The sequence below is a fragment of the Collinsella sp. An2 genome (assembly GCF_002160065.1).
Classification (GTDB): domain Bacteria; phylum Actinomycetota; class Coriobacteriia; order Coriobacteriales; family Coriobacteriaceae; genus Limicola.
The window spans coordinates 152,682-165,933 of the sequence record NZ_NFJW01000003.1 but is presented as its reverse complement, the minus strand read 5'-3'; the positions used below and the strand labels follow the sequence as shown (position 1 = coordinate 165,933).

General features: G+C 62.0%; 12 protein-coding genes. All 12 read right to left on the bottom strand.

Annotated elements, in window-relative coordinates:
- Position 1 precedes the first annotated feature (1 nt).
- Entirely contained in the window at positions 2–592 is a 591-nt protein-coding gene (lspA, locus tag B5F33_RS03580) for a signal peptidase II (RefSeq protein ID WP_239284732.1), read from the bottom strand.
- Between the two features lie 33 nt (positions 593–625).
- A complete protein-coding gene (ileS, locus tag B5F33_RS03575; RefSeq protein ID WP_087410422.1) occupies positions 626–3,451 on the bottom strand; it encodes an isoleucine--tRNA ligase in 2,826 nt (941 codons plus the stop codon).
- A 732-nt stretch (positions 3,452–4,183) separates the two neighbouring features.
- Positions 4,184–4,555, bottom strand: a complete 372-nt coding sequence (locus B5F33_RS03570) for a 2-dehydro-3-deoxyphosphogluconate aldolase (protein ID WP_087410421.1) — start codon at positions 4,553–4,555, stop codon at positions 4,184–4,186.
- A gap of 2 nt (positions 4,556–4,557) precedes the next feature.
- Positions 4,558–5,001 carry a DUF523 domain-containing protein gene (locus B5F33_RS03565; RefSeq protein ID WP_087410420.1) on the bottom strand — a complete coding sequence of 148 codons (444 nt, stop codon included), beginning with the start codon at positions 4,999–5,001 and terminating at the stop codon, positions 4,558–4,560.
- A 31-nt stretch (positions 5,002–5,032) separates the two neighbouring features.
- The gene (locus tag B5F33_RS03560; protein WP_087410419.1) at positions 5,033–6,052 is read right to left on the bottom strand and encodes an NYN domain-containing protein; all 1,020 of its coding nucleotides are present in this window, start codon (positions 6,050–6,052) and stop codon (positions 5,033–5,035) included.
- 181 nt (positions 6,053–6,233) lie between these two features.
- Positions 6,234–7,097, bottom strand: coding sequence for a hypothetical protein (locus tag B5F33_RS03555; RefSeq protein WP_087410418.1), 864 nt, complete (start codon positions 7,095–7,097; stop codon positions 6,234–6,236).
- On the bottom strand, positions 7,094–7,663 hold the full coding sequence (locus B5F33_RS03550; protein WP_204214385.1) for a sigma-70 family RNA polymerase sigma factor: 570 nt from the start codon (positions 7,661–7,663) through the stop codon (positions 7,094–7,096). The genes B5F33_RS03555 and B5F33_RS03550 overlap by 4 nt, the downstream gene beginning before the upstream one ends.
- A 139-nt stretch (positions 7,664–7,802) precedes the next feature.
- On the bottom strand, positions 7,803–9,701 hold the full coding sequence (gene ftsH / locus B5F33_RS03545) for an ATP-dependent zinc metalloprotease FtsH (RefSeq protein WP_204214383.1): 1,899 nt from the start codon (positions 9,699–9,701) through the stop codon (positions 7,803–7,805).
- Positions 9,702–9,916: 215 nt separating this feature from the next.
- A complete protein-coding gene (locus tag B5F33_RS03540; protein WP_087410416.1) occupies positions 9,917–10,816 on the bottom strand; it encodes an RNA methyltransferase in 900 nt (299 codons plus the stop codon).
- Between the two features lie 6 nt (positions 10,817–10,822).
- The gene (locus B5F33_RS03535; RefSeq protein WP_087410415.1) at positions 10,823–11,413 is read right to left on the bottom strand and encodes a flavodoxin domain-containing protein; all 591 of its coding nucleotides are present in this window, start codon (positions 11,411–11,413) and stop codon (positions 10,823–10,825) included.
- A gap of 160 nt (positions 11,414–11,573) precedes the next feature.
- Positions 11,574–12,110 (bottom strand): dihydrofolate reductase, encoded by a 537-nt coding sequence (locus tag B5F33_RS03530; protein WP_204214381.1) that lies wholly within the window; start codon positions 12,108–12,110, stop codon positions 11,574–11,576.
- Between the two features lie 174 nt (positions 12,111–12,284).
- Positions 12,285–13,133 carry a thymidylate synthase gene (thyA, locus tag B5F33_RS03525; RefSeq protein ID WP_087410413.1) on the bottom strand — a complete coding sequence of 283 codons (849 nt, stop codon included), beginning with the start codon at positions 13,131–13,133 and terminating at the stop codon, positions 12,285–12,287.
- Positions 13,134–13,252 lie beyond the last annotated feature (119 nt).

Below are 13,252 nucleotides of genomic sequence, written 5' to 3'. Positions count from 1 at the left end.
CCTAGCGCCCCTTGTGGCCGCTTTCGCGGTCGTCGGCCTTATCCGCCGAGCGGCCCAGACGGCGCGCACGGTCCTCTTCGGCGCGACGCTTCGCCTCGGCGTTTGCAGGCGAGAAGAGGAAGCCCACAAAGGCGATGACGACACCTACCGTAATGCCGATGTCAGCGACATTGAACACTGGGAAATTGACGAACTGGGTCGCGATGAAATCCGTCACGAAGCCGTGGACCAAGCGGTCATAAGCGTTGCCGATGGCGCCGCCCGCGAGCATGCCGAGACCCACGACCTCGAGACGGGAGATGAGAGGAGCGCGAAGCAGATAGACGATGGCAACGACCACGACCACGGCGGCAAGCAGCACAAACGAATAGCCGTATCCGCTTGCGAGACCAAAAGCCACCCCGGTGTTCTCGACGTACTCAAACCCCAAGATGCCCGGAATGACCGTGATGCCTGCGGCCGCGCGCGCCAAGGTGGCCCGCACGATGGCCTTCGTCACCTGATCGATGCCGAGAAACGTCACCGCCAACACGGCCGCGACCAGCATGCGCCAGCCGCGCGTCGGCTTGAACTCCTTGGAGTTGGTATCCACGCCGCTTCCTTTCATCTTCCCAATTGCCTTTAGTTACTCGGCCAGCGCTTCGGCGCAGCGAGCGCAGATGTGCTCATGCTCGCCGTGGACGCCGGTGTCCTCGCGGTAGTTCCAGCAGCGATCGCAGCACTCGCCGTGCGCCGCCTCGACCACAACGTCGTAGTCCTCGCCCTCGTGGAGCTCGACCTCGGAGACGATGTAGAACTCCGCAAGGTCGCAGGCCTTGTCGCCGGTAAGCAGCGCATAGGCCTCGGCGGGAACCGTCGCGACGACGCGCGTTTGCTGGCTCTTCGTGAAGGTGCCGTCCGCGCGCGCCTCCTCAAGCGCCTTCGTCACGACGCCGCGCAGCTCAAGCGCCGCCTCAAGCACCGGACGATACTCGTTGGCGACCTCGAGCGAGATCGGCGAGTGGTACCAGTCGAGAAGCGCCGCGTAGGTCTGATGGTCACGGCAACCCGCGGGGGCATAGGTCATGACCTCGTCGCACGTGTAGGCCAGGATGGGCTGAAGGTCGCGCAGCAGCATGGACAGCAGCTCCGCGGTGACCGTCTGGGCGCTGCGGCGCGGCAGCGAGCCCGGCTTCTCGCAGTACAGACGGTCCTTGAGCGCGTCAAGATAGACGTTCGAGAGCTCGGTGACCACGAAGTCGTACAGCACGCGGTACACGCGGTTGAACTCGTAGGCTGCATAGGCCTCGTCGACCTCGGCCTGCACCTGCGTGAGGCGCGCCAGCATAAGCTTGTCGAGCGGCAGCAGCTCATCGAAGGGCACCGCCTCAGTCTCGGGGTCGAACTGGCCCTCGAGCTCGCCCAGCAGGAAGCGGAAGATGTTGCGGAAACGACGATAGGCGTCCGAGGTGCGCGCCAGGATCTCGTGGTCGATGGCGACGTCGGTGGATGTGTCGACCGAGGACACCCACAGGCGGATGATATCGGCGCCCATCTCGTCGCAGACCTTGTTGGGGTCGATCACGTTGCCGAGCGACTTGGACATCTTCCGCCCTTGGCCGTCAAGCGTGAAGCCCTGGGAGACGACCGCCTTGTACGGCGCGATGCCGTTGGCGCCCACACTCGTGAGCAGCGAGCTCTGGAACCAGCCGCGGTGCTGGTCGGATCCCTCAAGGTACACGTCAGCCGGGTACTTGAGCTCTTCGCGGCCCTCGCAGACGGCCTTCCAGGACACGCCGGAGTCCCACCACACGTCGAGGATGTCGCGGTCGGCCTTGAGGTGATGGCCGCCGCACTTGGGGCACACGCACGCGTCGCCCAGGTAATCCTCGGGTGCATCCGTGAACCACGCGTCGGAGCCCTTCTCGTGGAAGAGCTTGATGACGGCGTCGAGCGTGTCGTCGTTCATGACCTTCTCGCCGCAGTCGGCGCAGGTGTAGCTGGGGATCGGCACGCCCCAGTTGCGCTGACGCGAAATGCACCAGTCCGGACGGCCCTCGACCATGGCGCCAATGCGGTTGGCGGCGCGCTCGGGATACCAGCGCACGTTGTTGCGCACCTGTTCGAGCGCCTGCTCGCGAAGGCCCGTCTCGTCCATGGAGACGAACCACTGGTCGGTCGCACGGAAGATGGTGGGGTTCTTGCAACGCCAGCAGTGCGGGTAGCTGTGCTTGATCTTCTTCTCGGCCAGAAGCGTGCCACGCTCGTCGAGCCAGGCGATGATCTTGGGGTTCGCCTCGTCGGTATCGAGACCCGAGAACGGGCCGCCGGTGCCGTACTCGTCACCGACGTAGAACTTGCCGTCGTCGTCCACGGGCATGATGATCGGCAGGTCGCAGCGCATGCCGGTGTAGTAGTCGTCGACGCCGTGACCAGGCGCGGTGTGGACGCAGCCGGTGCCGTCCTCAAGGGTGACGTAGTCGGCCGTGACAATCTTGCCGGTCACGCCCTCGAAGATGGGCTGCTTGTAGGTGATGCCCACGAGGTCCTCGCCATGCACGCACCACGGCTCAGAAGCGCCGGCGGGCGTGAAGAGGCTTGCGTCCTCGAGGTGAGCGATCTCGTGGAAGACCTTCTCCCACAGGGCCTTGGCCATGATGCCCAGACGACCCTGGGCCTCGACGGCAACGTAGTCGGCATCGGCGCTGAGCGCCACGCCGGAGTTCGCGGGAAGCGTCCAGGGGGTCGTGGTCCAGATCACCACGTCGACCGGCATGCCGGAAGCAGCCAGCGCCTCGGGCACGTCGATGAGCTCGAAGCGCACGAAGACCGACGGGCTCACCTCGTCGGCATACTCGATCTCGGCCTCGGCAAGGGCGGTGTGGCAGTGCTTGCACCAGTGCACCGGCTTGCGGCCGCGATAGATCATGCCCTTGTCGAACATGGCCTTGAAGACCTCGATGTCGGCGGCGTCATGAACGTGATAGAGCGTGAGGTAGGGGTTGTCCCAGTCGCCGAGCACGCCCAGGCGACGGAAGCCGGCCTTCTGAAGCTCGATGTTCTCGACGGCGAACTCGTGGCACATCTCACGAATCTCGGAGGTCGGCGTCGCGTTGAACTTCGCCGTACCGAGCTTCTCCTCGACCTTATGCTCGATGGGCTGACCATGGCAGTCCCAGCCGGGCACGTAGACGACCTCTTTGCCCTGCATCATCTGATACCGGTTGATCATATCCTTCGCGATCTTGTTCATCGCGTGACCGATATGGATGGGGCCGTTCGCATACGGAGGGCCATCGTGCAGCACGAACTTCTCGTGCCCCTCGTTCTTCTTGAGCACCTGCTCGTAGACGTGGTTCTCGTTCCACGCCTCCAGACGCTTGGGCTCGGACTTCGCGAGCCCGGCACGCATGGGGAAGCCGGTTTTCGGCAAGTTCATGGTGCTGTTGTACTTGTTCTTCTCTTTCGCCATCTGCCCCTCCTTCGTGGTCGGGACGCTTAGGCGTCGCGCCCCGTTGCTCTGAGGCGCCTCATGAAAAAAGCGCCCGTCCCGAAAAGCTGGGACGAAGCGCTCACAATGCCGCATGCTCGGCGCCGTACAGGCGCACCGATGCATGCGGACGGAAAGCTCTCCGCTCTAACCACCCAGCTTAGGTGCCCGCACCGTCTGGCGACAGCCTGCACCCGTACTCGGCCGACCACATGACGGCGGTCGTCCCGGCGACGTCTACTGAGATGGCTCATGGTGAAACGGGGTTGGCTCGCGTCGCCATTCGCATCTGTTCGGGCCGCGGCTCCGGGGTGATATTCGTCGGGCACGTACGCGAACTTCACAGCTGCCGTTCGCTCTCTTGGTACGTGGAGGCCGACTACTCGTCCCCATCACAGCCTGTAGCAGCGTATGATAGCACGCTGCAGCCCGTGACGAAAGAATGCTCATAAGGAGACCGAAAAGCAACAATGTCGCGGCGATGCTCCCGCGCCGCAGTTTTAGTCCAACAACGGCATTTGACTAACAATAGGCCGATTTTCGAGGCTTTTCTTAGTCAAACGTAGTTGTTGAACTACGTTGCCCGAAAGACAATCAGCGTCGCTGCTGGACCAACTCAGTCTGAAACTAAGTCGTTTGAAAGAACGTCGGTAGCTGGCTGGATATCGTGACCGAAAAGATAGTCAATTGCAGGAGCTGAACTCTTCCTGCGATCTAGCTGCACAGGTGAATGGCAAACCCGGCGATCTCTTCGTTGAAGTAGACGAGCTTCACCGTGCCGTCTGGATTGAATGCACGAGAATCCTCGTTGATGGTGAGACCCCGCTCGGTGAAGTAGCTCTCGGCAGCTGCGATGTCGTTGACGTGCAGCCCGATGTGCCCCATCTCGCCGCGCCCGCATCCCTTCATGGTCTCGATGAGGGAATCCGAGAAGATGGAGATGGGAGTGGCGTGCTGTTCGAGTCCAAACAACGTCTCGAACAGGCCTGCGATACGCTTCGCGTCCTCCTCGTCGCTTGCGTTGATGCCAATGTGGGCGATATGCAAATCAAACGCCTCGACAGGGTCGATATCCTTACCAGTCATAGCTAAACCTCCAAACGTTCGATGGCTTCGGTGGGGCTGAGCACCGGCACGCCATGGGATTCCAGCAGCTGGACGAATACACCCGATCCGGCGATGAGCCGGCCCGTGAAGGTGCCGTCGTAGACCTCGTCCCGTCCACATGAGGGACTTCGGGGTTGCGTCACCGCCATATCGACGCCGCCCTGCGCCTCAAGCTTCTCCCATTCGACCGCGGCACCTTGGCGAAACGCCTCGTCGACGTTAGACCCGTGCTCATCGATCACGGCTCCGTCTCGAATCTCCGCGCATGGACGAGGCACAGGAAGGCCTCCAGCGACTTCGGGACACACCGGAACGACCTCATGGCCACCGGCACGAAGAACCTGGACCAGTCGCTCGCACAGGTTGCTCCCGCCGCTATATTTGCAATGCTCACCTAGCAGACAGGCGCTCACGGCAATCCTCATAGTCACCTCCAGCCGCTTCGACGAGAGCCGCTTAGTCCTGCTCACGCAGGCGCAGGTAGATCTGACGCTGCCCCGAGGTGCCATCGGGCTCGTCAAATTCATAGACACCCAGCGACTTCAGGAACGGGCGCAGCTTCTTGAATCCATAGTTGCGCACGTCGAAATCAGGCAGACGCTTGGAAAGCTCATCGCCCATGCGTCCAAGCGACACCCAGCCCTCGTCATCGGAGAACTTATCCAGAATCGCATTGATCGTAGAGCGGATCTTCTTCATATGGCGACGGCGGTCGGCCTTGCTCATCTCGCCGAATTCAACCTCCGAGGAGTCGGCGTCGTCAAATAGCTCCTCAGACGCAACGAGGCGAATCTCTCCGCCGGCATCGCCCGGGCGGCGCTTGGGACGCTGGGCAGGGGCGGCCTCGACATCGGCGGGCGCGCTCTCGGGCTCAGGGGCATCTTGCTGAGCCTGCGCGGCGTCGGCGGCATCGCCAGACTTGCCCTTTCCGTTCTTCTGCGCCTTCTTCGCCTGCTTCTTGCGACGCTTGGGCCGCTGCTCGGCCTCTTCGTCCGACTCGTCGTCGTCCGCCTCTTCGGCTTTCTTGGCCGCATAGAGCAGGTCAAGGTATTTGAACTGGTTGCACGCCGAGATAAACGGCTCGGGCGTCTTCTGCTCCCCCATGCCGATCACCTGCATGCCGCTCTCGCGCAGGCGCGCCGCGAGCCGGGTGAAGTCGGAATCGGAGCTCACGATGGCAAAACCGTCGACGTTGCCGGAGTACAGGATGTCCATCGCGTCGATGATCATCGCGGAGTCTGTGGAGCTCTTCCCATAGGTGTAGCTGTACTGCTGCATAGGGATGATCGAGTTTTCCAGCAGAACGTTTTTCCAAGAGGCGAGCCGTTGGCTCGTCCAGTCGCCGTAAATGCGCTTATAGGTTGCGATGCCCGAATTCGCAACCTCGTCGAGAATGATCTTGACGTACTTATCCGAGATGTTGTCCGCATCGATCAAAATGGCGAAGCGAAGGTCGTTGTCTTCTTGTTTATCCATGATGTCCTCTCAGACCTTATACATGCTGAGCACTGGCATCATGATACCCCCAACGCCCCCACCTGCCACATGCGGCGCACGTCGCGCCGCGCCCCATCAGCACGAAAGGCGGCCGCGGGGCCATGTCCTCCCACGGCCGCCAGCCTAACTTATGCAGCCTTTGCGTACGAGCTCAATCGGGCTATTCGACGATCCTCATCGTGAAGAGCGATGCGCCGTCCGTCTCGCCATCTTCCTGGAAATGCTTTTCAATCCTAGCGTAGCGCTCGGCAAAATCGTCCACCGGGTTCAGCTCGAAGCAGAGGGAGGTCTTAGCCCCCGAGGAATCTGTTGCCGTGATGCGGATGCGCGTACCCGCGAGCTTGCGTGCTGCGAGGGCGCAGACCTCCGCAGAGTCAGCAAGGGGGTCGTCGGTTATCGCGTCGATCTCATCTTGAGGAACGTCGACGGAAAGAACGTAAGTCCCCGCAATCGTGGCATCGCTCAGGGTGAAGGTGGTGACGCCTTCGTAATCGGCGAGCGTGTCCCCTGCCGACACCCCTTCGCGGCTCTGCAAGAACTTCAACGTGGCATCGCCGCCATCGACGGTATAGGTGATATCGCGATACCGCCTCTCTGCAAGCGAAAGGTCGACGTTGAAATCGAAGTGATAGGACCCGTCGTCACCCTGACTCCAGCTCACACTCGACCCGAAATTCGCAGGTAGCAACATTGCACCGTCCCCCAGCTGGGTGCCGTCTGCGTAGGCGGCAAGCACAGGTCCCACAGCCCCGGCGGGACCAGAGGCGCCTGGGGCTCCCACCATGGTTCCGACCACGCCCGCCACGAGCGCGACGACAGCCACAGCCGCCACCGCAGCCACGGCCCTCCGGGTCACCGCAGCCCTCACAAGACCCGCGCGGGACGGCTGCCCTGCGCGACCGCTCCGCCCGGCCTCAACGGCGCGCCGCTCGTTTGAGAGCGCCATCATCAGGGCCCTCCGTTCGTCCTTCGTAGGCTCGACGTTTCGCATGCGCCGTACGTATGATGCGTAGCTGTTGCTCATTGCAAACCTCCTATCCCGTCCGTAACACCCACCGACGCGCCTCCGCGAACGCCTCCGGCGTCCTCCATTGCTCGACGAAGCTTGAGGCGCGCCCGGCGCAAACGGGTCCGAACGGTTACCTGCTTGCAAGAGAGCGCGTCTGCGATCTCTGGAATCGTGAGCTCTTCAACGTATCTCAGATGAAGGACCGCGCGGTCTGTCTCCTTCAGCGTGCGCAGCGCACTCCAGACCGGATGCTCCACCACCGCGTCGAGCACTTCGTCTTGAGCAGCGTCAGGCCGCACAACAGGCTCTGCCGAGACGTCGACGCGCCGTTTCCACGCCTGGCGCGCGAGGTCGCGGCATTGGTTGATGGTCACCCTGAGCAGCCATGCACGCAGATGGTCGGCATCGCGAAACGCCGTGAACGATTTCATCAGCTTGATGAAGACCTCCTGGGTTACGTCCTGTGCATCGGCGCGGTTTCCCGTCTGGTTGAGCGCGAGGCGAAACACCGCGCCATGGTGTGCCGCGACCGCGGCCTCCATGAAATCCTCGCTTCGGAGCTCCTCGTTTCGTGTAAACACATCAATCACCTCCCTACCCTATACACGAACGAGGGTCCCCGTTTGTTACCACGGGCGCCAACAAACATGAAGCGAGGCCCGCACGGAACTCCGTACGAGCCTCGCTCGTCATCAATCTGGTTTGGAACGCAATGATGCCTTACGCCTGCGGCTTGGGCGGCATGAGCGGGTTCTCGCGCTTGAGCAGCGTCATGAACTCCTCGCCCGTGATGGTCTCCTTCTTGTAGAGGTAGCGCGCAAGCTCGTGGAGCTTGAACTTGTTCTCCTTCAGCACCTGGATGGCGCGCGCATGAGCGTCCTCGATGACCTTCTTCACGGCCTCGTCGACACGCTCGGCGGTACCGGGCGCGCAGGTAAGCGAGGCATCCTGGTTCAGGTAGGCGTTCTGAACCGTGCCGAGCGCCATCATGCCGAACTCCTCGGACATGCCGAAGCGCGTGATCATGTTGCGCGCGAGCTTGGTCGCCTGCTCGATGTCGTTTGCGGCACCGGTGGTCATCTCGCCAAAGATAAGCTCCTCGGCAGCACGTCCGCCACAGTAGACCGCGAGCTTGTCGAGAACCTCCTGCTTGGTGGTAAGGAACTTCTCGTCCTCCTCGACCTGCATCGTATAGCCCAGGGCACCCGACGTACGCGGGACGATGGTGATCTTCGTGACCGGAGCGCCGTCCTTCATGTTGGCAGCGACGATGGCGTGGCCGATCTCGTGGTACGACACGACCTGCTTCTCGTGGTCCGACAGCACCGTGGACTTGCGCTTCTGACCAGCGATGACGACTTCCACGGACTCCTCGAAGTCCTCCTGCGTCGCACGCCTGCGGCCCATGCGGACGGCACGGAGCGCGCCCTCGTTGATGATGTTCGAGAGGTCTGCACCCGAGGCGCCCGGCGTAGCGCGTGCGATTGCCGTCAGGTCGATCGGCGGCTCCACCTTGACGTCCTTCGCGTGCAGCTCGAGGATTGCCTTGCGGCCGGCAAGGTCGGGCAGCTCGACGGGAATGCGGCGGTCAAAGCGGCCGGGGCGCAGCAGCGCGGGGTCAAGCGAATCCGGGCGGTTGGTCGCGGCGAGCACCACGATGCCCTTATGGTTGTCGAAACCGTCCATCTCGGTCAGCAGCTGGTTGAGCGTCTGCTCGCGCTCGTCGTTGCTCGACAGGCTGCCGTCGCGGCGCTTGCCAACGGCGTCGATCTCGTCGATGAAGACGATGCAGGGCGCCTTCTCGTTAGCCTGCTTGAACAGGTCACGTACCTTCGCGGCACCGCGACCCACGAACATCTCCACGAACTCGGAGCCCGAGATAGAGAAGAACGGCACGCCGGCCTCGCCTGCAACAGCCTTAGCGAGCAGGGTCTTGCCGGTACCCGGAGGGCCCACAAGCAGGGCGCCGCGTGGCAGGCGCGCACCGATGTCCTCATAGCGCTTCGGGTTCTCCAGAAAGTCAACGACCTCCTTGAGCGACTCCTTGGCCTCTTCCTGGCCAGCGACGTCCTTGAAGGTAACGCCGACGTCCTTGGATGCAACGATGCGGGCACCGCTCTTTCCAAGGCCGCCGCCCATGCCGCCGAAGCCTCCGCCGAAGTTCATCGAGGGACCGTCGTCGCCGGCAGCCTTCTTCATGCGACGGTTGAGCCACACGCCCAGCGCGAAGAAGATGATGAGCGGGAGACCGTACATGAGCAGCATGTAGGTCCACAGGCTGTTGTCCTGGTCGACGCTCGCCACCAGGTTCGCGTCCGACTCGTCGATACGGTCGACCAGGATGTCCTGGGCGCCCGAGACGGCCGTCGTGGTGTAAATCGTGTTCTCGTCGCCGTCTTTGGTGTAGCGAATCTCAAGCGACGAGTTGTTGTACTCGACATCCTTGACGTCATTCGCCTTGAGGTCGTCGAGAAGCTGTGTGAAAGAAACCTCGCTGATCTGTTGCTGCCGCTGAGCCATGTTGGGAAACAGCAGCGTGTTGAGCACGAGGTAGATCACGCAGGCGATGAGCACGTAGAGGACCATATTCCGTCTACGTTTGTGATCATCCATCTCCATGGGTTCCAACTCCGTTTCGTCCATCGGCTACCCGACGGGCAGCCGCAATGGTAGAAGGATACCCAAACCCCTGCGTGATAATCCCTGCAGAACCTATCTGCGAGCATACGGCCCGACAACGGGAGCGGGAACGGGAGCGGGGGCGGCAACGGTCAACGCGCGCAACGACCCAGCATGGATCCGTTTCGCGCCGCATCTCGCCCAGCGAAGCGCCCTTACGAGTACATTCCGGGCTGGTAATGATAGGCGTTGGACACGTGCGGACAGAGCTGCCAGAAGGCGACCGCGGATGCCGCCGCGACGTTGAGAGAGTCGACGCCATGAGCCATGGGGATGCGAATGGCCATGTCGCAGCCCTTGATCGTCTTGGCGCCCAGGCCCGCCCCTTCGGTCCCCATAAAGATGGCCAACCGGTCGATCGTATGCAGCGAGGGATCGTCGAGCGAGACGGAATCGTCGGTCAGCGCCATCGCGGCGCAGGTGAAACCGGCGTCATGGAGCACCTCAAGCCCATCATGCGGCCACACACGCGCCTCGCTGCCGATGCGCGTCCACGGCACCTGAAAGACCGTTCCCATGGATACGCGAACGGCGCGGCGATACAGCGGATCGCAGCAGGTGGGGCTCACCAACATGCCGTCCACGTTGAGCGCCGCAGCAGACCTAAAGATCGCCCCCACATTGGTGTGGTCGACGATACCCTCGAGCACGCAGACGCGCACGGGGCGGCCCTCGGCATGGGCAACCACGCCGTCGAGAAACGTCCGTGCGTCCTCGAGGCGCGGCCGGCGGCATGCACAGAGCGCACCGCGCGTGACGGCAAAGCCGGTCAGCGTCTCCATGAGGTCCATAGGTGCAACGAACACAGGGATGGCCTCAGGCGTGTCGATACGGTCCAACAGCGGGACAAACGTTTCGAGCCACCGCTCGCCCATGAGCATGCTCACGGGTTCCATGCCCGCGTCGATCGCGCGCTCAATGACCTTGGCGCTCTCGGCGATGAAGATGCCCTTCTCGGGCTCCAGCACACATCGCAGCTCGCGCTCAGTCAGACGCGTATAGGCGTCCAGGCGGTCGTCGTCGAGCGTGTCGATTCGAATGATCTGAGGTTTCATGAGCGCCTACCGAGAAAAGGTGTCGAATACCTTGTTCACCGTGCGTTTGATGAGCATGAGCAGGCCGCCGCGCTGAATTTTCGCCTCTTGGGCGCGCCGACGTGCGCGCTTCTTGAACTCGGCCTCGATCGGCTCGCCATAGTCCTCGACAAGCTTGTCGTAGAACTCAAGGGCACCCTGCACCTCCTCATCGGTCGGATGGTTCTTCGCCACGCCGCCCATGAGCTTGAACGGGCCCCAGGTATCAAAGCCCGGGCACCCGTAGATGCGAAGCAACACGGCCTGCTTCATGCGGCAGATACTGTCGAGGTCCTTGCCATACCAGTTGTTCTTGCTGCCATACGTCATAAGCGCGAAGACCATGTCGCCCTGCGTGAGCACATTTGCCGCCACACGCGTGAGCGAGCGGTCGAACTCGGAATAATAGATGCCCGATGCAAGGCCGATCAGCCGATACTCGGACAGGTCGGGGTACTCGTCCTTGCCGAGTTTTGTGACATCGATCGTATCGACGTCATCGTGCGCGTTGGCAATGGCGTCTACCAGTCGCTTCGTGTTGCCATGGTGCTTCGATACGTAAAGGATGACGGTCTTCATGGCGGACCTTTCCAAGGCGCAAGCGCGCCGGCATTGTCGTGATACGTGATTGTTTATGATACCGCAGCGCTTCGTACGCCGCACGACAGGGGGGCTGCCGCAAGCGACAACGCAAGCGCGGCGTGCCCCGTGCTATGCCGCGCGGACGTCGACAGCATGCTTATTGCCGCGCGCCCTCAGGCTCATCCACCCGCTCGTAGGTCACAAACGAATACGATATGCCCTTGTCGCCTTCCCCTGCCCCGATCTGCTCGACGGGTGAGGACTCCACCTGTTGCCACGATGGGTCGTCATCGAGGTTGGGAAAGTACGTATCGGCCGGGCGAACGCAGTGGTTCTTCGTGACCACAGCCTTCGAGCAGTACGGAAGCATCAGCCGATAGACCTCGCCGCCGCCGATGATCCACGCCTCTTCCTCGTCCGCGAGCGCCGAGAGCGCCTCGTCGACGGAATGCACGACCTCTGCGCCCTCACGAACAAAGGTCTCGTCTCGCGTGAGCACGATGTTGCGACGATCCTTGAGCGGACGTCCACCCGGAAAGCTCTCCAAGGTCTTACGGCCCATGATGACGGTATGGCCCGTGGTGCACCGCACAAAGTGCCGCATGTCGGCGCGATTGGCAACGACCATGTCGCCATCCCGTCCAATGCCCCAGTCGTCGCACACCGCCACGATCGCAGAAAGCTTTCTGCTCACTTGATCCTCCTTCTTTGGGAGCCGTGTTATGGTCACGCACATTGAAATAACCGTGCACGGGCGCCTCGCGCCGGCCTATCGTCCTGGCGCAGTTCCGCAGGCAAGCGAAGCGCAGCCGAGGACTGTTTGAGCACAGGATGATAAGCCGGCGCGAGGCGCCCCCCTTGACGTTTCCTACACCGCGATCGGAATGTTCTTCACCTGCGGGCCGTGCTGGTAGTTCTCGACAATGAGGTCGTCGGTCGTGAAGTCGTAGAAGTTCGTGACCTCGGGGTTCAGCCGCACCGTGGGTGCGGGATACTGCGGACGCGTGATGAGCTCGCGGACGATGTCCACGTGACGGTCGTAGATGTGGGCGTCCACGATCACGTGCAGCAGCTCGCCGGCGACCATGCCCACAGACTGCGCCACCATCATGAGCAAAATCGCATATTGGCAAACGTTCCAGTTGTTTGCAGCAAGAATATCCTGGCTGCGCTGCATGAGGCACATGTTGAGCGTAGGCTTCTCGTCACCTTCAGCGTGCGTGACGTTATAGGTAACGCTGTAGGCGCAGGGATACAGGTGCATCTCGTGCAGGTCGGCGAAGGTGTACATGTTGGTCATGATGCGACGCGAGTACGGCGTGTGCGTAAGGTCGTAGAGCACGCGGTCCATCTGGTCGAACTCGCCCTCGGGATACTGCGATTTCTGTGCGATCTGATACCCGTAGGCCTTGCCGATGGAACCGGAGTCGTCGGCCCATTCGTCCCAGATATGGCTGTTTAGGTCGTGGATGTTGTTGGATTTGCGCTGATAGATCCACAGAATCTCGTCCATCGCGCTCTTGAGCGCCGTGCGCCGAAGCGTGAGCGCCGGGAACTCTTCGCGAAGGTCGTAGCGAGCCGTCACGCCGAAGTTCTTGATCGTATAGGCAGGCGTGCCGTCCTCCCAATGGGGGCGCACCTTTTCGCCCTGCGTCGTGGTACCGTGCTCCAAAATATCCGTGCACATCGTTACAAACTGCTGGTCAGCCTTGCTCATGCGCGCCTCCTGCCTCGTATAGGTTGCCAACCCATTGTAGCGTGAACACAGCGCGCCCCGACGCCGGCCGAAGACCTCACCGTTTTGTCCAAGATGTCGAGAAACGCCACGCCGTCAAA

What these genes read in the sequence shown, in the direction of transcription:
- B5F33_RS03555 (WP_087410418.1), bottom strand. Translation starts at nt 7,097, where the DNA reads ATGAGCAACAGCTACGCATCATACGTACGGCGCATGCGAAACGTCGAG.
- thyA (WP_087410413.1), bottom strand. Translation starts at nt 13,133, where the DNA reads ATGAGCAAGGCTGACCAGCAGTTTGTAACGATGTGCACGGATATTTTG.
- ileS (WP_087410422.1), bottom strand. Translation starts at nt 3,451, where the DNA reads ATGGCGAAAGAGAAGAACAAGTACAACAGCACCATGAACTTGCCGAAA.
- ftsH (WP_204214383.1), bottom strand. Translation starts at nt 9,701, where the DNA reads ATGGAGATGGATGATCACAAACGTAGACGGAATATGGTCCTCTACGTG.
- B5F33_RS03535 (WP_087410415.1), bottom strand. Translation starts at nt 11,413, where the DNA reads ATGAAGACCGTCATCCTTTACGTATCGAAGCACCATGGCAACACGAAG.
- B5F33_RS03570 (WP_087410421.1), bottom strand. Translation starts at nt 4,555, where the DNA reads ATGACTGGTAAGGATATCGACCCTGTCGAGGCGTTTGATTTGCATATC.
- B5F33_RS03565 (WP_087410420.1), bottom strand. Translation starts at nt 5,001, where the DNA reads ATGAGGATTGCCGTGAGCGCCTGTCTGCTAGGTGAGCATTGCAAATAT.
- B5F33_RS03540 (WP_087410416.1), bottom strand. Translation starts at nt 10,816, where the DNA reads ATGAAACCTCAGATCATTCGAATCGACACGCTCGACGACGACCGCCTG.
- B5F33_RS03560 (WP_087410419.1), bottom strand. Translation starts at nt 6,052, where the DNA reads ATGGATAAACAAGAAGACAACGACCTTCGCTTCGCCATTTTGATCGAT.